The sequence below is a fragment of the Streptomyces kanamyceticus genome (assembly GCF_008704495.1).
Taxonomy (GTDB): Bacteria; Actinomycetota; Actinomycetes; order Streptomycetales; family Streptomycetaceae; genus Streptomyces; species Streptomyces kanamyceticus.
In genome coordinates, this window is the sequence record NZ_CP023699.1 from 2,323,126 (window position 1) to 2,343,176 (window position 20,051).

15 protein-coding genes are annotated in these 20,051 nt (G+C 72.3%); 5 read left to right on the top strand and 10 right to left on the bottom strand.

The annotated features are described in order from the left end of the window. Positions 1 to 48 precede the first annotated feature (48 nt). From CP970_RS09310 to CP970_RS09320, 3 genes are read right to left on the bottom strand one after another with little or no spacing between them, the layout of a single operon-like run. The gene (locus CP970_RS09310; RefSeq protein ID WP_055552913.1) at positions 49 to 1,341 is read right to left on the bottom strand and encodes an ABC transporter substrate-binding protein; all 1,293 of its coding nucleotides are present in this window, start codon (positions 1,339 to 1,341) and stop codon (positions 49 to 51) included. Further along, a complete protein-coding gene (locus CP970_RS09315; protein ID WP_398654834.1) occupies positions 1,341 to 2,177 on the bottom strand; it encodes a carbohydrate ABC transporter permease in 837 nt (278 codons plus the stop codon). The genes CP970_RS09310 and CP970_RS09315 overlap by 1 nt, the downstream gene beginning before the upstream one ends. Next, a complete protein-coding gene (locus tag CP970_RS09320) occupies positions 2,174 to 3,097 on the bottom strand; it encodes a carbohydrate ABC transporter permease (protein WP_055552912.1) in 924 nt (307 codons plus the stop codon). Before CP970_RS09320 ends, CP970_RS09315 begins: the two co-directional genes overlap by 4 nt. Positions 3,098 to 3,281: 184 nt before the next feature. Here CP970_RS09320 and CP970_RS09325 point away from each other — a divergent pair, with 184 nt between their 5' ends. Next, entirely contained in the window at positions 3,282 to 4,151 is an 870-nt protein-coding gene (locus tag CP970_RS09325) for a phosphotransferase enzyme family protein (protein ID WP_055552910.1), read from the top strand. Between the two features lie 242 nt (positions 4,152 to 4,393). On the opposite strand, the gene CP970_RS09330 is transcribed toward CP970_RS09325, so the two are convergent. The 4 genes from CP970_RS09330 to CP970_RS09345 all read right to left on the bottom strand — a co-directional run bounded on the left by CP970_RS09330 (position 4,394) and on the right by CP970_RS09345 (position 8,727). Then, positions 4,394 to 5,101, bottom strand: coding sequence for a 3'-5' exonuclease (locus tag CP970_RS09330; protein ID WP_055552908.1), 708 nt, complete (start codon positions 5,099 to 5,101; stop codon positions 4,394 to 4,396). Between the two features lie 112 nt (positions 5,102 to 5,213). After that, complete coding sequence (locus tag CP970_RS09335) at positions 5,214 to 6,455, bottom strand: SAV2148 family HEPN domain-containing protein (RefSeq protein ID WP_055552905.1); 1,242 nt, start codon at positions 6,453 to 6,455, stop codon at positions 5,214 to 5,216. A gap of 103 nt (positions 6,456 to 6,558) precedes the next feature. Continuing rightward, on the bottom strand, positions 6,559 to 7,878 hold the full coding sequence (locus tag CP970_RS09340) for a copper amine oxidase (RefSeq protein WP_055552903.1): 1,320 nt from the start codon (positions 7,876 to 7,878) through the stop codon (positions 6,559 to 6,561). A gap of 63 nt (positions 7,879 to 7,941) precedes the next feature. After that, positions 7,942 to 8,727, bottom strand: a complete 786-nt coding sequence (locus CP970_RS09345) for a hypothetical protein (RefSeq protein WP_055552901.1) — start codon at positions 8,725 to 8,727, stop codon at positions 7,942 to 7,944. A gap of 158 nt (positions 8,728 to 8,885) precedes the next feature. On the opposite strand from CP970_RS09345, the gene glgX reads away from it, so the two are divergent. After that, positions 8,886 to 10,994, top strand: coding sequence for a glycogen debranching protein GlgX (glgX, locus tag CP970_RS09350; protein ID WP_055552899.1), 2,109 nt, complete (start codon positions 8,886 to 8,888; stop codon positions 10,992 to 10,994). On the opposite strand, the gene CP970_RS09355 is transcribed toward glgX, so the two are convergent. Further along, positions 10,948 to 12,261, bottom strand: a complete 1,314-nt coding sequence (locus CP970_RS09355; RefSeq protein ID WP_055552897.1) for an MFS transporter — start codon at positions 12,259 to 12,261, stop codon at positions 10,948 to 10,950. The two genes, glgX and CP970_RS09355, sit on opposite strands and share 47 nt — an antisense overlap. Before the next feature lie 81 nt (positions 12,262 to 12,342). Here CP970_RS09355 and treY point away from each other — a divergent pair, with 81 nt between their 5' ends. Then, positions 12,343 to 14,799 (top strand): malto-oligosyltrehalose synthase, encoded by a 2,457-nt coding sequence (treY, locus tag CP970_RS09360; RefSeq protein ID WP_055552894.1) that lies wholly within the window; start codon positions 12,343 to 12,345, stop codon positions 14,797 to 14,799. Positions 14,800 to 14,804: 5 nt separating this feature from the next. On the opposite strand, the gene CP970_RS09365 is transcribed toward treY, so the two are convergent. Next, entirely contained in the window at positions 14,805 to 15,824 is a 1,020-nt protein-coding gene (locus tag CP970_RS09365) for a cytochrome P450 (protein ID WP_224058336.1), read from the bottom strand. 430 nt (positions 15,825 to 16,254) lie between these two features. Here CP970_RS09365 and CP970_RS09370 point away from each other — a divergent pair, with 430 nt between their 5' ends. Next, positions 16,255 to 17,526 carry a M14 family zinc carboxypeptidase gene (locus CP970_RS09370; protein ID WP_398654838.1) on the top strand — a complete coding sequence of 424 codons (1,272 nt, stop codon included), beginning with the start codon at positions 16,255 to 16,257 and terminating at the stop codon, positions 17,524 to 17,526. A 27-nt stretch (positions 17,527 to 17,553) separates the two neighbouring features. Here the strand turns inward: CP970_RS09370 and CP970_RS09375 are convergent, their stop codons facing one another. Further along, positions 17,554 to 18,105: a DUF1707 and FHA domain-containing protein gene (locus CP970_RS09375; RefSeq protein WP_055552892.1), complete on the bottom strand. Its 552-nt coding sequence runs from the start codon at positions 18,103 to 18,105 to the stop codon at positions 17,554 to 17,556. Between the two features lie 145 nt (positions 18,106 to 18,250). On the opposite strand from CP970_RS09375, the gene treZ reads away from it, so the two are divergent. Then, on the top strand, positions 18,251 to 19,996 hold the full coding sequence (gene treZ, locus CP970_RS09380) for a malto-oligosyltrehalose trehalohydrolase (protein WP_055552890.1): 1,746 nt from the start codon (positions 18,251 to 18,253) through the stop codon (positions 19,994 to 19,996). The last annotated feature ends 55 nt before the right edge of the window (positions 19,997 to 20,051 follow it).

The following is a 20,051-nucleotide window of genomic DNA, read 5'->3' on the forward strand; positions in this document are numbered from 1 at the left end:
AGCCACAGCGCACCCGCAGCGGACGAACCACCCACCCCGGCGGAGCGCTCACCGCTGATACCTGGCAAGCACCAGATTCCCGTCCTCAACCAACCGTTTCCTCAACTCACCAAGCCCGATCGCCCCGCTGTAGTACTCCTGGAGCGCCGGGGTGGCAACCTTGTCCTTCCACTCCGGATACCCCCGCACGGACTGCGCGGGAGCCGGACGCAGATCTGTGGCAAGAGCCGTACCCGCGGCCCAGTCGTCCTTCTCCGTCCGCAGCGCGGGATCCTTCAGGGCCTCCGCGCCAGTGGGCAGCATCCAGTCGCCGCGCGCCAGCTTCACCATGTTGTCGGGCTGGAGGAAGAAGTCGATGAACTCGGCCGCCTCCTTCTTGTGCGGGCTGTCCTCGGAGACGGACAGGGTCTGCGGGCTGACTCCCTGCGCGAGCCCCTCCGACCCGGCCGGTGCGGGCAGGACCTGCCACTCGAAGCCCTTGGGCGCCTGCTGGACGATCTGCTGGCGGTAGGAGAAACCGAGCGGGACCATCGCGTACTTCCCGCCGAAGAAGCCGGGCAGCGTGTCGGAGCCGCCCATGCCGAGGGTCGCGCCCGACGCGCTCTTGTCGATGTTGACCTGGTCGTGCACGGTGCGCGGCATGATCGCGTCGGCCGCGTCGAAGCGGACGTCGACCTTGCCGTCCGCGCCCCGGTGGAACATCTTGCCGCCGGTCGAGAGCGAGAGGTTGAGCGTCGCGGAGACCGGCTCCTTGAGCGGCCAGGCGACGCCGTACTTCCCGTCCTTCCCGTCGCCGAGCTCCTTGGTGACCGACCGGAACTCCGCCCAGCTCCACGGCTTCTCGGGCGTGGGGATCCGTACGCCCGACTTCTTGAGCCACTTGGCGTTGGCGATCAGGACGCGCGGCTCCTGGAGGAACGGCACCCCGTAGACCTTCCCCCCGAAGGTCGCCGTCTCCCAACTGCGCTGGGGGATGTCGGACTTGAGGCGCTCGGGCAGGAGGTCGCCGATGTCCGCGAGATATCCGCCGTACGCGAAGTCGGCGAGGTCGTCGGAGGCGTCATGGATGATGTCCGGCGCCTCGCCGCCCTCGAAGGAGGTGAGCAGCTGGTCGTGGACGCTGTCCCAACTGCCCTGCACGTAGTTGACCTTGACGTCCGGGTGGGTGGCGTTCCACTCCTTGACGAGCGCCTTGTTGGCGTCGACGGACTCCTTCTGCCAGGCCAGGGACTGGAACTGGAGGGTGATCTTCCCGTCGTCGTCGCCGGAGTCGCCGCAGCCGGTGAGCAGCAGCGCGAAGGCCGCGGCGGCGGCCGCCAGCGCGCGTGGTGTCGTACGCATCAGGCCTTCACCGCCCCCGCCAGCATGCCGCCCGTGATCCGCTTCTGGATGATCGCGAAGATGACCAGGGAGGGGATGGTCGCGAGGAACGCCGCGGCGGCGAGCGGCCCGAGGTCCGCGACGCCCTCGCTGCCGATGAAGCGGTTGAGGATGACCGGCAAGGTCTGCTTCTCCGGGGTCTTGAGCAGGACGAGCGCGAAGAAGAACTCGTTCCATGCGGTGATGAAGGCGAACATCGCCGTGGCGACGATGCCGGGGGCGAGCAGCGGCGCGACGACCGAGACGAACGTCCGCACCCGGCCCGCGCCGTCCACCGCCGCCGCCTCCTCCAGCTCCGTGGGCACGGCGCGGACGTACCCGACGAGCATCCACAGCGCGAAGGGCAGCGACCACACCACGTACACCATGATCAGCCCGAGCAGCGAGTTGATCAGGTGCAGGTTCTTCAGGATCAGGAAGAGCGGGATGATGATCAGGACGAACGGGAACGCCTGGCTGATCACCACCCAGCCCGTCGCCGCCTTCGACACGCGGTTGCGGTGCCTGGCCATGACGTACGCCATGGGGGTCGCGATGACGACCGCGATCAGGGCCGCGCTGAGCGCCGCGATCAGGGAGTTGCCCGCGGCCCTCAGGAGCGGCTGCTCGTCGAAGGCCTGCCGGAAGTTGTCGAGGGTGGGGTCCTTGGGGATCCAGGTGGGGTGCAGGCTGCCCAGTTCCCGCGCGGGCTTGAAGGCCGTGGAGATCAGCCAGAGGAACGGGAAGGCGAGGAAGACGAGATAGGCGGCGAGGGCCAGGTACTGCGCGGCGCGCGTCGACTTCTTCGTACGCATCATGACTCGTCGGCTCCCTTCAGGCGGCCGACGAGGTAGAAGGCGAGGATCACGGAGATCACCGCGACCATCACACAGCCCATGGCTGCGGCATAGCCGAACTGGCCGTAGCGGAAGGCCTCTTCGTAGGCGAAGAGCATCGGCAGGCGGGTGCGGCCGCCGGGGCCGCCCTGGGTCAGGACGTAGACCAGGGCGAAGGAATTGAAGTTCCAGATGAAGTTGAGCGCCGTGATGGCGAGGGCGATCGGCTTGATCGCGGGCCAGGTGACGGTGGTGAAGCGGCGCCAGGCGCCCGCGCCGTCCATCGCGGCGGCCTCGTGCAGCTCGCGCGGGGTGTTCTGCAGCCCGGCGAGCAGCGCCACGGTGGTCTGCGGCATACCGGCCCAGATGCCGACGACGATCACGGCGAAGAGCGCGGTGGCCGTCCCCGTCAGCCAGTCCTTTCCCTCCCCCAGGCCGAGGTTGGAGAGCGTCTCGTTGAGCACGCCCGCGTCCGGGTGGTAGACGAGCCGCCACATGATGCCGACGACCACCTCGGGCATCGCCCAGGGGATGATCGCGAGCGCCCTGGCCAGCCAGCGCATCCGCAGCGGCTGGTTGAGCAGGAGGGCGAGGCCGAGCGCGAGGAAGAACTGCGGCACGGTGACGCCGAACGCCCAGAGCAGGCCGATCCGGAACGAGTCCCAGAACAGCGTGTCGTGCAGCAGGTCCTGGAAGTTGAGCGCGCCGACCCACTGGGTGGGCTCGGTGCGGCCCGACTGGGAGTCGGTGAAGGCCAGCGCGATGCCGTAGAGCAGCGGGCCCACGCTCAGGACGAGGATCGGGATCAGCGCGGGCAGCACGAGGAACCACGCGCCGTGGTCCGTGGGTCCGCGCCCCGGCACGCCTCTCGCTGACCGCTTCGTCGCGGTCGCCAATGTCACGGAATCGGCTCCTTCGGGCGGCTCGCACGGGTCTGGCCGCCCTGGCGGCCCCCGTCATCGTGCTGATGTGATCTTGATACGTCAAGCAGCTGCGCGGCCCGCAGACACCTGTTGGCCTGTGCGAATGCGAGACTGTCGGGCGAACGGGACAACTGGCGGGGCAACGGGTGCGGGAGGCGGGTCAATGGACGAGGCGCGGGCGCGGGACGTGCTGGACGCGGCGGGGCTCCCCGGCCCCGTGGCCGGGGCGAAGTTGCTCGCCCTCGGCGAGAACGCGGTGTTCGCCATCGACGAGCTGGTCGTCAAGGTCGGCCGCGCCGCCCCCGAACTCCTCGACCGGGCGCGGCGCGAGCTGTCCGTCGCCACGTGGCTCGAGCGGGCCGGTGTCCCTGCGGTGCGTGCCGCCGAGTCCGCCCCGCTGCTGGTGGACGGGCATCCGGTGACGCTCTGGCACCGGCTTCCGGAGGCGGTGCGGCCCGCCGAGCCGCGCGATCTCGCTTCCCTGATCCGTCGCGTACACGCACTGGAATCCCCCTCTCCCTCCTTCGAACTGCCGCGTCGCGAACTGCTCGGCGGTGTCGAGCGCTGGCTGCGGCTCGCGGGTGACGCGATCGATCCGGGCGACGCGGACTATCTGCGGGAGCGCAGGGACGGGTTCGCGGCGGCGGCCGCCGCGTTGACTCCCCGGCTCGCGCCGGGTCCCATCCACGGGGACGCGCTGCCGCGCAACGTCCTGGTCGGTCCCGACGGGCCCGTCCTGGTGGACCTGGAGACGTTCTCCTCGGATCTGCGGGAGCACGACCTGGTCGTCATGGCACTCTCCCGCGACCGCTACGGGCTCTCGCCGGGGGCGTATGACGGGTTCGTGTCCACGTATGGGTGGGATGTGCGGGAGTGGGACGGGTGTTCCGTGTTGCGCGGGGCTCGGGAGACGGCCAGCTGCGCGTGGGTCGCGCAACACGCGCCGTCCAGCCCGAAGGCGCTTGCCGAGTTCCGCCGCCGGGTGACGTCACTCCGTGACGGGGACGCCGAGGTCCGCTGGTACCCGTTCTGAGAGCCCTCCGTACTGGCACTCGGCACCGGGGGCTGTGCCCACCCGTTCCGCCGGGCGGAACGCCTGCCCACAGCGGGGGCGGCGGCCCCGTAAGGGGCGCGGGGCCCTGACACTTGCGGCCTCGTAAGGGGCGCGGGGAACTGCGCGACCAGCCACGACGCGCCTGCAGGGGGGTAACTGTCCCGCGGAAGCCCCCAGCCCCCTGCGGCCCGCAGGCAAATGAACCGGCACCGCGGAGCGTTTCAGCCCTCTCGGAGAGGCCACACCCCGTCCACGACCGCGTCAGCGTCCCCCTTCTTCCGGAGGAAGTTCTGGAAGTCCGCCGCCCACTCCGCGTACCACGCGACCTGGCGCCGATGGAGCTCCGCGGGACCGAGCGCGGCGACCTTCCCGTGCCGCTCGGCTATCGCGCAGGCGAGGCGCGCCGCCGCCTGGGCGTCCGCCGAGGCGTTGTGGGCGGATTCGAGGACCACCCCGTACTCCGCACAGACCGCCGCCAGGTTCCGCTTGCCCCTGCGGTAGCGGTCCACGGAGCGGTCGATCGTGTACGGATCGATGACAGGCCCGGGGTCGACGCCACCGAGCCGCTCGCGCAGGGACGGCAGGCCGTGCCGCCGCAGCTCCGCGGAGAGCAGGCTCAGGTCGAAGACCGCGTTGTACGCGACGACCGGCACGCCCGATTGCCAGTACGTGGTGAGGACGTCCGCGAGGGCGTCCGCCACCTCTGCGGCGGGCCGGCCCTCGGCCGCCGCGCGCTCGTCCGTGATGCCGTGCACCGCGACGGCCTCCGCCGGGATCGGGACCCCCGGATCCGCCAGCCACTCGCGGCGGCCCAGCGTCTCGCCCGCCTTGACCTCGATCACCGCGCCCGTGACGATGCGCGCCTCGCCCGGATCCGTCCCTGTCGTCTCCAGGTCGAAACCGATCAGCAGCTCCCGGTGCCAGCCCATGGCCGCCCCCTTCTTCGTGGTGCTTTCCCCCAGTGACCACCACGATCCCATGCGCCACTGACAATCCGAGGGCCGCGTTCCGCTTCGCCCGTCACGGCGGCCACCGCCGCGCTCACGACACTGGCCGCGAGTCCGCCCAGGCCAGCTCGAACTCCTCACGGTAGGTCGTGAAGAGCCCCCCCTCGCCGGGATCGCCCGGCTTCACCACCCGGCCGCCGCCGCGCAGCACGAGCACCGGCGCCTCCATCCCGCGGGTCCTGCGCAGGTACGACTGGACGACGGCGATGCCGTCCGCGCCGTCGCCGTCGACCAGATACGCCGTGAACCGCGGCGTCTCGTCGAAGACCTGGATCTCGAAGGCGCCGGGATCGCGCAGCCGGGCCCGCACCCGGCGCGAATGCAGGATGTTCATCTCGACGGAACGGCTCAACTCGCCCTTCTTCAAGCCCAGTTCACGTTCCCTGCGCTTGACCGCGCTGCTCGCGGGGTTCAGGAAGAGCAGCCGCACCCGGCAGCCGGACTCGGCGAGCCTGACCAGGCGGCGCCCGGAGAAGTTCTGTACGAGGAGGTTGAGGCCTATGCCGATCGCGTCGAGGCGGCGCGCGCCGTCGAAGATGTCCTCGGCGGGGAACTGCCGGAGCAGCCGCACCCGGTCCGGGTGCACGGCCACCACGTCCGCGTAGCGGTCACCGACCAGGTCCTCGACGGCGTCGACGGGCAGGCGCCGCGCGGAGGGCGTGTCGGTGCCCGCGCCGAGTATGTCCAGGAGCTTGGCCGACGCGCGCTCGGCCTGGGCGAGGACCGTCTCGGACAGGGCGCGGTTGCGGGAGACGACGTTGCGGGTGACTTCCAGTTCGTCCAGGGCCAGTTCGACGTCGCGCCGGTCGTCGAAGTACGGCTCGAAGCAGGGCCAGTGCTGCACCATCAGCTCGCGCAGCTGGGGCAGGGTGAGGAAGCTGAGGACGTTGTCGTCGGCCGGGTCGAGCAGATAGCCCTTGCGGCGGCTCACCTCGCGTACGGCGACGGCCCGCTGCACCCACTCCTGGCCCGCAGGGCCCGCGGCGGCCACCACCCAGTCGTCCGCGTGGACGGGTTCGTAGACGGGACGCAGAACAGCGGCCACGACCGCGCGCAGCCGCTGTTCCACCAGGTTCAGCCAGATGTAGGCCCGTCCGGCCCGCTGGGCGCGGGTGCGGACCTCGCGCCAGGCGTCCGTGCCCCAGTCCAGTTCCGGTCCGATCTGAGATCCCATCTCCATCGGCCGCGCCAAGGACACCGCCCCGGGGGGAACGTCCACGGAGCTCCCCTCGTGACCCTCGTCACCAGGGGGCAGCTCCCGCCCACCCGAGCTCACCCGCGCACCGCCTTCCGCTCCCCCGAGCACTCCCCCAGTCAACGATCAAGGAAGGGTACTCCGGGAGCGGCGGGCGGTGCAGCCCGATGGGCAGGGTGGTTTCTCAACCACCCAGCGGGGGCTGGCCGTTCTGGTTCGCCAGGTCCTGCGGAGTGAGCGGGCTCATAGCGGTGACGTCGCGTGCGGCCAGCGAGAAGCCCTGCCAGTGGACCGGCATCGGCTGCTGGTCCTCGTCACGCGCGATGTGGTGGAAGCCGATGTGGACCCAGGTGACGGGGTGAGTGAGGGTCTGGCCGTTCACCCACTTGTCGACGCTGGTCGGCACGCCGTTGGCACACCCGGGGTTCTGGCTCGCGTACTGCTCGCACTTCTTGTACTCGGTGAAGTACACGTCGTGCTTGGTGTAGGGGCGCCCGGCGTGCTTGTTGCTGGGGCCCGGCACGATCTCGTACGAGCGCGGGTGGCCGTCCTTGTTCTTGCCCGCCCCGCTGACCACGCGCCACCAGCGCATGTCCTTGCGGTCACCCGCGAGTTCCTTGGTGACCTTGGTGCGGGTGGTCTTGGTGGTGGGGCTGCCCTGCCCGGTGGGCGGGGTGACCTTGGAGTCGTACTGCTCGACCTTGGCCTTCGGGGAGCCGTCCAGGCCGAAGTTGAGCCGCCAGAAGACGTTGTGCGCGTGGCTCTCCGCCTTGGCCTGGTCGCCCTTGCCGATGGGCCAGCCGCGGTCGTCGCCGCCGTCGTAGTCGTACGGCGAGAGGCTGCCGGTCGCGCCGACCTGGGAGGTGATGGTGCCGTCCGAGGAGAAGCGCCACTCGGTGATGTACTCGTACCAGGAGGCCTTGTTGACGGTGTAGACGAGCAGGTCCTTGCCCTGGCCGGTGTAGACCTTGCCGGTGCCGCCGGTGCTCTCGTCGTCGTTGAGGCGGTACGCGTGCCCACGCGCGCGCGTGGTGGCGCACAGGCCCTTCACGTTGCCCCGCTGCGGGACCTTCACGGTCTTGATGGTGCCGCCGGGACACTCCCCGGGGTTGAGGTTCTGCAGGGCCTGGCCGAAGTCGGTGCCGGTGACGTCGTCGTACTCGGCCTGGCCGTCGTCGTAGGGCACGTGGACCTGCGCGAGGCGGGCGCTGGTCAGGACGGGTATGGGCTTCGGTTCGCCCTTGGGCTGGTAGCTGATCTTGTCGAGGATCAGACCGGAGAGCGTGTTGTAGTGCCAGCACATGCGCCAGGTCGTGCCGCCGTCGACGGTCTGCTCGATCTTGTAGGCGTCACTGCAGTCGGCGGCCGCCGCGGGGGCGCTCGGCGGCGCCTGCGGGGTCGCGGAGGCGGGCGACGCGACCGTGGCCGCACCGCCGATCAGCGCGGCGACCGCGAAGGCCAGGGTGGCCTTCTTGCGGGCGCGCGAAAGTCTGTTGACGTGCATTGCGGTGTGAACTCCCTCGTGAGAGGAGAAGCAGAAGGGTGGTGTCGTGCGCGGGCGGCCCGATCAGCCGAGGCGTCCCACGGTGCGGCTGCTCAGGTCGACGACGAGGGCCCTGGTGTCGATCCACGGGCCGCTCTTGACCTTGGTGACGACCTGGAGGCACCGGTGCTTGCCGCACTCGGTGAGGCTCGACGGCACGCGCTCGACGGTCTCCTTGCGGAAGACCATGCCGCTCAGCTGGAGCTGTCCTGGACCGGTCAGAGCCTTGCCGGTGGCGTGCTTGTAGTCCTGCTTCAGGCCCTTGCCGAGGGGATCGGCGATCAGCAGCCTGGCGCCCTCGGCGAGCTCTTCCTGGCTGGGTGGCGGCTGGACGTTCCGCGTGGTGTTCGCGTTCTCCACCTTGCCGGTCTCCACGTTGACCGTCTTGGTGATGACCGCGTCCTGCTTGTAGTCGTAGTAGACGACCTCCGCCCTGCGCGGCACCGCGGCGCCCGAGTCGGAGGGCTCCGGCTCGCTCAGGTTCGTCGACAGGAGCTGCGGGCCGCGGTCGCCCTCGACGTCCCTGGCGCTGGAGCGCATCTGGCCCGAGACCGACGCCTTCTCGGCGCGCTCGATCTCGGCGTCGGTCAGCGGATCGCTGCCGATGCCCTTCTCGCCCTCCTTGGGTGCGGCCTGGACGACGCCGTCCTTGGCGATCGCGTCCTGCTTCGAAGCCGCGGCGTTGGTCTGACGGTCCCCCGACCCGTCCGACCCCGGCAGTGTGACGCCGACCAGCACGGCGGTGGCGGCTACCGCGACCGCGGAGCCCGCCACCACCTTCCCCAGGTGGCGTCTGACTAGCTCTCGCACTTACTCCCCTTTTCCCCCACGAGCCCCAAGACGGGGCATACCGAGTATGTGGTCAGACGGTTAGACGGGTTCAACTCCTGGGTGGTTGCCCCACTTTCGGGCACACTCTGGCCGAAGTGGCCCCAACCGGAGGGGGCGTTAGTGGAAGAGTCTTCTTCATGCAGGTCTGGCCTGGGCAGGCGTACCCGTTAGGTGCCACATACGACGGAGCCGGTACGAACTTCGCGGTCTTCTCCGAGGCCGCAGAGCGCGTGGAGCTGTGCCTTCTGCACGACGACGGCTCCGAGACAGCCATCGAGCTGCGCGAGTCCGACGCCTTCGTGCGGCACGCGTACCTCCCCGGCATCATGCCGGGCCAGCGGTACGGCTTCCGCGTGCACGGTCCCTACGCACCCGAGCAGGGGCACCGCTGCAACTCGGCGAAGTTGCTGCTCGATCCGTACGCGCGCGCGGTGAGCGGGCGCGTCGAGTGGGGCGAGGAGGTGTACGGCTACCACTTCGACGAGCCCGACGAGCGCAACGACCTGGACTCGGCGCCGCACATGATGACGTCGGTGGTGGTCAATCCGTACTTCGACTGGGGCGACGACCGGCCGCCGCGCACTCCGTACCACCAGACCGTGATCTACGAGGCCCACGTGAAGGGCCTGACGATGCTCCATCCGGACCTGCCGGACGAGCTGCGTGGTTCGTACGCCGCGCTCGGGCATCCGGCGATCATCGAGCACCTCACCGAACTGGGCGTGACGGCACTGGAGTTGATGCCGGTCCACCAGTTCGTGAACGACCACCGCCTGGTGGACATGGGCCTCAACAACTACTGGGGCTACAACACCATCGGCTTCTTCGCCCCGCACAACGCGTACGCCTCCTGGGGCGACAGGGGCGAGCAGGTCCTGGAGTTCAAGCAGGCCGTCAAGGCGCTGCACGCGGCGGACATCGAGGTGATCCTCGACGTCGTCTACAACCACACGGCCGAGGGCAACCACCTGGGCCCCACGCTCTCCTACAAGGGCCTGGACAACGCCTCGTATTACCGCCTGACGGACGATCCCCGCTACTACATGGACACCACGGGGACGGGCAACTCGCTCCTGATGCGGTCGCCGCACGTCCTCCAGATGATCATGGATTCGTTGCGGCACTGGGTCACGGACATGCACGTCGACGGGTTCCGCTTCGACCTCGCGGCCACCCTGGCGCGGCAGTTCCACGAGGTGGACCGGCTCTCGTCCTTCTTCGACCTGGTGCAGCAGGACCCGGTGGTGAGCCAGGTGAAGCTGATCGCCGAGCCCTGGGACGTCGGCGAGGGCGGCTATCAGGTGGGCAACTTCCCCGCGCTGTGGACCGAGTGGAACGGCATGTACCGCGACACGGTCCGCGACCTGTGGCGGGGCGAGCAGCGCACGCTCGCGGAGTTCGCGTCCCGGCTCACCGGCTCGTCCGACCTCTACCAGGACGACGGGCGGCGCCCGTTGGCCTCGATCAACTTCACCACCTGCCACGACGGCTTCACGCTGCACGACCTCGTCGCGTACAACGACAAGCACAACGAGGCCAACGGCGAGGGCAACCAGGACGGCGAGAGCCACAACCGGTCCTGGAACTGCGGCGCGGAGGGCGAGACGGACGATCCCGGCGTGCTCGCGCTGCGGGCGCGGCAGATGCGGAACTTCATCGCCACGCTGATGCTCTCCCAGGGCGTGCCGATGCTCAGCCACGGCGACGAGTTCGCGCGCACCCAGGGCGGCAACAACAACGCCTACTGCCAGGACAACGAGGTGGCGTGGGTGCGCTGGCCGGAGGGCGAGAGCTCGCCGCTCGCCTTCACGCGCGCGATGGCCATGCTCCGGCGCGACCATCCGGTCTTCCGCAGGCGCCGGTTCTTCCACGGCAGGCCCGTGCAGGGCACCCACGACGAGCTCTCCGACATCGCCTGGTTCACGCCGGAGGGCGACGAGATGACGGAGGGCGACTGGAGTGCCTCGCAGGCGCGGGCGCTGAGCGTGTTCCTGAACGGCAACGCGATCTCGGAGCCGGGGCCGCGCGACGAGCGGATCACCGACGATTCGTTCCTGCTGATGTTCAACGCGTCACCGGAGCCCCTGGAGTTCGTGGTGCCGGTCAACCACGGCCGTCAGTGGCAGGTCGTGGTCGACACGGCGCTGGAGGACGGGGTGCCGCCCGACACGGGCCAGAAGGTGCGGGCGGGCGACCGGATCACGCTGGCCGACCGGTGCCTGACGGTGCTCCAGCGTCCGGCGTGACGGCTGCTGGGTCGCGCGGCTCCGCAGCAGCTTCATGGGGCATCCTGGCGGGCGCCCCACGGGGCTCGTGGCGGGCGATCAGGGCGATGACGAAGGCGACGGCCGCGGCCGCGCTCCCGAGGGCGAACGCCGCCCCCGCGCCGTGGGATTCGGCGATCCTGCCCGCCACCGCGAGGGTGACCGCCTGGCCGCCGACGAAGGCGCTCGCCGCGAACGTCATGCCCTCGGCGAGCCGCTGCGGCGGCACGGCACGCTCGGTGAGCGCGAATCCGGTGATGAGGTTCGGGGCGTAGATCGCGCCGAAGAAAGTGACCACTACGTAGAGGCCCACCAGGCTGTCCGTCCACACCAGGGGCAGCGAGAGGAGCACGGCGGCGGCCGTCGCCGCGCGCCAGCGCGCGAGCAGCCCGAAGCGCTCGGGCAGCGCGGCCATCGAGAGCCCCACGACGGCGCTCATGACCCCCATCGCGGCGTAGACGAGCCCGGCCTGGCCCGGCCGCCCCAACTCCTGCGTGAGGGCGGTGATCCCCGCCCCGCAGGCGCCGAGCAGCACCCCCAAGAAGACGAGGCCGACCCGCACGACGTACACCTCGCGCGGCAGCGGCAGCGGCAGGCGCGGCCCACGCGCGCGCGGCGGTCCTGCCGCGGCCGCCTTGGCGGTACGCCCCGTGGGGTGCAGCGCGAACGCCGTCCCGCAGCCGGCGACAAGAAGCGCGGCCGCCCCGAAGGCGTACGCCGGGTGTCCCGCCACCGACGCGAGTCCCACCAGGGCGGGGCCGAGCACGAAGGACAGCTCGTCCATCGTGCTCTCCAGGGACAGCACGGTGCCCACGGCCCTGTCGTCGCCGCCCTTGGCGCGGACCAGCGGCACGACGCGGGCCCTGGCGAGCGGGCCGATCCCCGGGATCGTCGCGCCCGCGACGACGCCGAGCGCCACGAGCCCCGGCGTCGGCAGGTCCGCCAGGGCGCCCAGGGTGTACGCCGCGATGGCCACGGCGTTGCCGAGCGAGCAGACCAGGACGACGGTGCGCTGCCCGTGCCGGTCCGCGAGGCGCCCGACGAACGGGCCCGCGCTGACCTGGCCGAGGGCGAGCGCGCAGGCGACGACGCCGCCGGTGGCCAGCGATCCGCTGGTCTCGGTCACCAGGAGCACGCTGCCGAACTGGATCATGGCCACGGGGAGCCTGCCGAGGAACGACACCACCGGGAGCAGCGCCCCGGTCATCCCGACCACCTTGCGATACGCGTCCAGCGTGCTCTGAGCCATCGTCCGACGCTAACGACGCCGTAGGACAGACACGCATGGGTCGATGGCACGAAAGCCGCCCAGGCGGGTACGTACGTTCGCATGACGCCTGAGCGCCCACGGCCCGCGGTGCCGCCCGCACCCACCGCCACGTATCGGCTCCAGTTGCAGCCCGACTTCCCCTTCGCCGCCGCCGAGGCGGCCGTCCCCTACCTGGCCTCGCTCGGGGTCTCGCACCTGCACCTGTCGCCGGTGCTCGACGCGGTCCCGGGGTCCACGCACGGCTACGACGTGACCGACCACGCGCGCGTACGGGACGAACTCGGCGGCGAGTCGGGCCTTCGGGCCCTCTCGCGCACCGCGCGGGGCGCCGGGCTCGGGCTGATCGTGGACATCGTGCCGAACCACATGGCCGCCGTGCCGCGCCACAACCACGCGCTGTGGGAGGTGCTGCGCGAGGGCCCGGAATCGCCCTACGCGCGCTGGTTCGACATCGACTGGGACGCGCAGCGAGGACGCGTCCTGCTGCCGTTTCTCGGCGGCAGGATCGGCGACGAGCTCCCCCGGCTGCGGGTCGACGGGCAGATCCTGCGCTACCACGAGCACGCGTTCCCGATCCGCGAGGGCACCGAAGAGCTGCCGCTGCCGGAGCTCCTGGCGGCGCAGTGGTACCGCCTCGCCTGGTGGCGCCTTGCCCGCACGGAGCTCAACTACCGGCGCTTCTTCACCATTTCGGACCTCATAGGAGTGCGCGTCGAGGACCCCGAGGTGTTCGACGCGACCCATGCGACGGTGCTGCGGCTGCTGCGCGAAGGGGTCGTCGACGGGCTGCGGATCGACCATCCCGACGGGCTCGCGGACCCCGGGGCGTACCTCCAGAGGCTGCACGAGGCCACCGAGGGGCGCTGGACGGTCGTCGAGAAGATCCTCGCGGACGGCGAACAGCTGCCCGCCGCCTGGCCGGTGGCGGGCACCACCGGATACGACGCGCTGCGCCACGTCGACGGCGTCTTCACCGATCCGGCGGGCGCCGGTGAACTCCTCGGCCAGTACCGGCGCTTCGCCGCGCCGCCCGCCGACCGGGGCGGCGACTGGGCGCCGACGGTGCGCCGCGCCGCGTACAAGGTCGTCACGTACGAACTGGCGGCGGAAGTGGACCGCCTCACGCGCGTGGCCGCCGCGATCTGCGCCGCGGATCCCGCCCTGGGCGACCACGCGCCGTGGGCGCTGCGCACCGCCCTCAGGGAGCTGCTCGTGCGGCTGCCCGTCTACCGGCCGTACGCCCGTGGGGGCGCGGCCCCCGAGACGGTCCTCACCTCCCGGGCCGCCGATGAGGCCAGGACGGCCTTCGGCGTGCCCGAGGAGGCCGCGGCGGTCGACGTCGTGAGGGACTTGGCGCTGGGGCGCGCGGGGACGGCGGAGGGGCCTTCTACGGCCTCGGGGGCCCCGGGGGCCTTGGTGGCCGAGTTCGCCGCGCGGTTCGCGCAGACGGCGTCCGCGCTGCGCGCCAAGGCGGTCGAGGACACCGCGTTCTACCGCCACGCGCCGCTGCTCTCGGCCGCGGAGGTGGGCGGCGCGCCGGAGCGGCCCGCGGTCTCCGTGGAGTCCTTCCACGCGTACTGCGCGCGCGTGCAGCGCGACTGGCCCTACTCGGGCACGGTGCTCTCGACGCACGACACCAAGCGCAGCGCGGACGTGCGCGCGGGCATCGCCGTCCTCACGCAGTGCCCACGGCGGTGGGCGGACCTCCTCGTCGAGCTGACCGAGCAGACCACGCGCGTGGGCGGGGCGTGCGCGCCCGATCCCCAACTGGCCTGGGCGGCCTGGCAGACCGCGGTCGGCTTCGGCTTCCCGTACGACATGCGGCTGCAGAACGCGCTCCTCAAGCACGTGCGCGAGGCGGGTCTGCACACCAGCTGGACGGAGCCCGACGAGGCGTACGAGAAGGCGGTGACCGCGTTCGCCGACGCGGGTCCTTGCGGGCCCCCGCTGTACGCCGTCGCGTCCTTCGCGCGTGAACTGGTCCCCCATGTGCGGGCGATCGTCCTCGGCGCCGCGCTGGTGCATCTGACGATGCCCGGGGTGCCCGACCTCTACCAGGGCACCGAGGGCGAGTACCGCGCCCTGGTCGACCCGGACAACCGCGGGCCCGCGCGGTTCCAGCCGCACGTCCTCGAACGGCTCGACGCCCAGCGGGAGCGCTGGGACCTCTCGGAGGAGAAGCTCGCGCTCACCGCGGCGGCGCTGCGCCTGCGCGTGCGGCGGCCCGAGCTGTTCGGGGGCGCCGCGACGTACGAGCCGCTGACCGCCGAGGGGCCTGGCGCGGCGCACTGTGTGGCGTACGCACGCTCCGGAGAGGTCGTGGTGGCCGTGACGCGGCTTTCGCTGCGGCTGGCGGAGGCCGGGGGCTGGCGGGAGACGGAGCTGGCGCTACCGGTGGGCCGGTGGGTCGATGTGCTCGCTCCGGAGCGGGAGTTCGACGGGCACACGCGCGTGGCGACGCTCTTCGCCGAATCCCCTGTCGTGCTCCTCACGCGTGTCGACGTCGACGAGGAGTAGCGAGGTCACCCGGGGCGTACGAGGAGTGTGCGCGGCCCGCGCGTCAGGAGCCCCTGGGGCGCCGGCCGGAACCCCGGCGCCCAGCGCAGGCCAGGCAGCGCGTCGAGCAGGGCCCGCAGTCCGTACTCGGCGGTGAGGCCCGCGAGCTCGGCGCCCGGGCAGGAGTGGCGGCCCGCGCCGAACGCGTGGCGGCCGGGGTCCGCGCGGAAGATGTCGTACCGGTCCGGCTCCGCGAACCGTGCGGGGTCGCGGCCCGCCGAGCCGACCAGGCAGGCCACGACCGCCCCCGCGGGCAGCGGGACACCCGCCACGGTGACCGGGCGGGCCGCGCGGCGCAGCACCACGTGGGCGGCCGGGTCGCGGCGCAGCGACTCCGCCCACGCCCCGGGTATCAGCTCGGGGCGCTCCCTGAGGAGGGCCAACTGCCCCGGATGGTCGAGGAGATTGGCGAGGAGCGAGGCGAGCCCGAGCGCCGTGGCCTCGCCCCCGCCGCCGAGCAGGGTCCCCGCGACGCCCGTCACGGTCTCGTCGGACAGCGGGCGTCCGTCGATCTCGGCGGTGCACAGGACGGAGAGCAGGTCGTCGCCCGGGTGGGCCCTGCGGCGCGCCAGCTGGGGCCGCAGACAGGCATCGAGGTCCCGCTGGCGCCCGCCGCCGAGGTGGGTGAGCCCGTCGCGGCACAACTCCTGGACGCGGGCGGCGTCTTCGCGGGGCAGGCCGAGCGCGGCGACGGCCGCGGCGGTCGGCAGCCACCGGCAGAACTCGGCGACGAGGTCGGCCTCGCGCCGTGCGGCGATGCGGCGGGCCAGGACGTAAGCGCTGCGCGAGGTGCCCGCGGCGAGCGCCGCGAGGGCGCGGCCGCGCAGCGCGGGCGAGACGAGCGCGCGGTGCGCGAGGTGCGTGGCCCCCTCCATGTGCGCGAGGGTCCGCCCCGGCGGCGGCACGACGAGCCGCGGCCTCGCGAGCGCGGCGCACACGTCCCGATACCGACTGACGAGCCACGCCCCCGTGGCGTCGTCCCGCACGAGGGGAAATCCCTCGCGCAGCACGCGGTACAGCGGATACGGATCACGTCTGACACCGGGCGCCATCAGGCTGGCCAGGAGGGGAGGGCCTCCGTGGGGGGCGTTGGCGCCCTGGGGGCCCGGATGGCGTCCGCTACCGGTGAAGGGGGCAGGGGCAGCCCCGCGCCGGACGGCCACCGCGGCGGCGGCCGGGACGCTCCGACCGTCCGCCATCGGTTCGGGTGGGGGGTCGGGGAAGCAGCGCATCGCGAGGTTCCCGCCTGGGGGTCGGCGCGGCGTGGGGCCGCGCGGGTGTGTCAAGAGCACCACCGGGGGGCGCTCGGCGCAGGTTCCGTACGTCCGTACGAGTGACGGGCGCGCCCCGCGTGCGACGGGCGCGCAGGTGACCTTGACACCGCACCCGGGGCGTGGCGTACTGCGGATTGCGTCAGTGGCGGACCAGACGGGGGTGAGTCAACTGGCGGTGCAGCGCTATCCCAGTGTTCCGGAACTCACCTCGTCCGCCAGGCAGTTGGTCGCCCACCGGCCTGACCTGGGCACCCTGCGGCAGGTCGGCACATCGCGCGCGGGCAGGCCGCTGCACCTGCTCTCCGTGGGCCGGTCCGCCCGCGCCGTCCTCGTCGTCGCGGGGGCGCACGCCAACGAACCGACCGGCGGCTCCACCCTGCTGCACCTCGCCGAGTGGACTCTGCGCGACCGGCGTCTTCGCGCCGACACCTCCTGGCACTTCCTGCTCTGCGCGGACCCGGACGGCGCGCACCTGCACCGCACGCCCGCCCCGCGCACGCTCCTGGACTACCACCGGAACTTCTTCCGCCCGGCGGGGCCCGAGCAGCCCGAGTGGTCGCCCTCCGTGCTGCCACCGGCCCTGCTGCCTCCCGAGACCCGCGCCCTGACCTCGGTCATCGACGAGCTGCGCCCCTACTTGCAGGTGTCCCTGCACGGCACCGATCTGGGCGGCAGCTGGGTGCAGTTGACGAAGGACATCCCGGGGCTCGCCGAGCCGTTCGCCAAGTCGGCGGCCGAGCTGCACATTCCGGTCGAGGCGGGGGCGTCGGACGCGGCGGGCTGGCCGGCCTCCGGACCCGGCGTACACATCCTGCCCGCCCCGGGCGTGGACGCCGCCTATCCGAGCCTGCCGGAGGACGCCCGGCTCACCACCTGGCACCACGCCCACCGGTACGGCGGCCGCACCGCGATCGTCGAGGTGCCGATGTGGGCGAGCGACCTGGTCGACGACGCCGCCGCGCACCCGTCCCCGGTGCGGGCGATGCGGGTCCTGGCCCGACGCCTTCGCCGGGACGCGGGCCTGGTCGAGGAGATCCTCGGCGAGGCGCTGCCCCGGCTGCCCGCGGGCGCCGACGGGCCGCTGCTGCGGGCGTCGCGCTGGGCCCTCGCCCTGGTCCCGGGGCTCGCCGACGACTGGGGGCGGCTGCCGCCCGCGGGCACGAGCATGGCGTACATCGGGAGCGTGGACGCCTTCGGCCGCCGACTGCCGCTGCGCGCGGCCGCGATGCTGCTGCGGGTCCTGGAAGACGCGGGCGACCGCGCGGCGCCCCGTCTGGAGCGGCTCGTGACGCTCTGGAGCAATGCCTTCGCCGAACGCTTCAGAGCCCGTTGGGTACCGCTGGAGGACCAGGTGGAGCACCAGTCGAGGACCACGCTCGCCGCCGCACGCCACGCACGCGTGCCGGGCGACTGACGCGTCCTTCGGATCAGGTCCCGCGGATCAGGTCGCGGCGAGGCGGAAGGCCATCCGGCCGAAGCTCACCATGTCGCCGTCCTGCACGACGGCCGCGCCGATCACCCTGCGGCCGTTCACCGACGTGCCGTTGGTCGAGCCGAGGTCACGCACCACCCACATGCCGCCCTGCCTGCGCAGCTCCGCGTGGACGCGGGAGACGGTGTCGTGGCTGAGCCGGAGTCCGTTGGCCGGGTCGCGGCCGATCCGTAGCGGGTAGGGGCTGTCCGGCGACGGCAGCACCAGCTTCGGCAGCCGCTCGGCCTGCCACGCCCTGCGCAGCTTCATCGTGAACCCGGAGACCGCTTCGACGCTGCCGAGCACCATCCGCTGCCAGCGGCTCTCGGTGCGCAGATCGGCGGTGAGCACGGCCAGTTCGTCCGGCTTGCTGGCGGCGAGCACCAGCTCCATGCGCCGCAGGAAGGTGTCGTGGGAGAGCCTGCCGAGCGCGGCGCCTTCCTTGAGTGCGTCCAGCGCCCGGTCGCGCTCGGCGTCCGTCACGCGCGCGGGGTATGTGGAGAACTCGAAGGAGGATGTCACCTGGCGATTGTCCGCCAAGCCCGGCCCGGGTGTCCAGATTGCGCGAAGGCCCCGGCTGATCGTCCGCTTCTCCCGACAGGCCCGCCGCTCCTGACGCACCATGGGACGCACGAGGTGACGGACATCAGACGAGGGGGAACCGTCGGTGAAGTTCGAGGTGTGGGCACCGGGAGCCACGCGGGTCGCACTGGAGTGCGCGGGCGACACGCGCGCGTTGGAGCGTGACGGGGAGCGCGCGGGGTGGTGGACGGCGGAGGCGGAGGCCCGGGACGGCACGCGCTACGGCTTCTCGCTGGACGGCGGCCCCGTCCTGCCCGACCCGCGCTCGCGGCGCCAGCCGGACGGGCCCGACGGGCTCAGCGCCGTCGTCGAGCACACCGCCCACGCGTGGCGCACGCCCTGGGCGGGCCGCGGCATCCGCGACGCGGTCCTGTACGAGCTGCACGTGGGGACGTACACGCGCGAGGGCACGCTGGACGCGGCGGCCGCCCGGCTCGGGCATCTGGCCGAGCTCGGCGTCACGCACGTGGAGCTGATGCCGCTGTGCCCCTTCCCCGGCCGCCACGGCTGGGGCTACGAAGGGGTGTCGCTGTGGGCGGTCCACGAGCCCTACGGCGGCCCCGAGGCGCTGAAACGATTTGTCGACGCTGCGCACGCGCTGGGGCTCGGCGTCGTCCTCGACGTCGTGCACAACCACCTCGGCCCGTCCGGCAACCACCTGCCCGCGTTCGGCCCGTACTTCACGGAGACCCACCAGACGCCCTGGGGCGCGGCGGTCAACCTGGACGCGCCGGGCTCGGACGAGGTGCGCGCGTATCTGATCGGCAGTGCCCTCGCCTGGCTGCGGGACTACCGGATCGACGGCCTGCGGCTCGACGCGGTGCACGCGCTGCGCGACACGCGCGCGTGCCACTTCCTGGAGGAACTCTCCGCCGCCGTCGACTCCTTGGCCGACGAGCTCGGCAGGCCGCTGTCCCTGATCGGCGAGTCCGACCTGGGCGATCCGCGGGTCGTCACGCCGCGCGCCGTCGGCGGCCTCGGGCTCCACGCGCAGTGGAACGACGACTTCCACCACGCCCTGCACACCGCGCTCACGGGCGAGGCGCAGGGCTACTACGAGGACTTCGCGCGGGCCCCGCTGGCCGCGCTCGGCAAGACGCTGACGCACGGCTTCTTCCACGACGGGACGTACTCGTCGTTCCGCGGCCGCGCCCACGGCCGCCCCGTGGACCGCGCACGGACCCCCGCGTACCGCTTCCTCGGCTACGCGCAGACGCACGACCAGATAGGCAACCGCGCGCAGGGCGACAGGCTCGCGGCCGCCCTCTCCCCCGGCCTGCTCGCCTGCGCGGCCGCGCTGACCCTCACGGGGCCCTTCACGCCGATGCTGTTCATGGGCGAGGAGTGGGGCGCCACGACGCCCTGGCAGTTCTTCACCGACCACACCGATCCCGCGCTCGCCGAGGCCGTGCGCCAGGGCAGGCGGCGGGAGTTCGCGGCGCACGGCTGGGCCGCGGAGGACATCCCCGATCCGCAGGACCACGGCACGCGGGACCGGTCCTGCCTCGACTGGGACGAGCCCGCCGAGGGACACCACGCGCGCCTGCTCGCCTGGCACCGCGAACTGATCGCGCTGCGCCGCACCCGAGGCGATCTGACCGACCCCGATCTGGCGTCGGTGCGGGTCGCCCACGACGAGGGCGCCCGCTGGTTCGCGTTCCGGCGCGGGGACCTGCGGATCGCCGTGAACCTCGGCAAGGAGGAGGTCGCCGTGCCCCTTGGCGGTCGCCACGCGCGCGTGCTCGCCGCCTGGGAGGCGGTCGACGCTCCCGGCGCGGACGGGGTGGTGCGGCTGCCCGCCGAATCGTGCGTGATCCTGGCCACCGCCTAGGGCCCGCACGCCGCGCCCGGCACCTATCTTGAGGGCCTACCAAGGGGAGGGCACG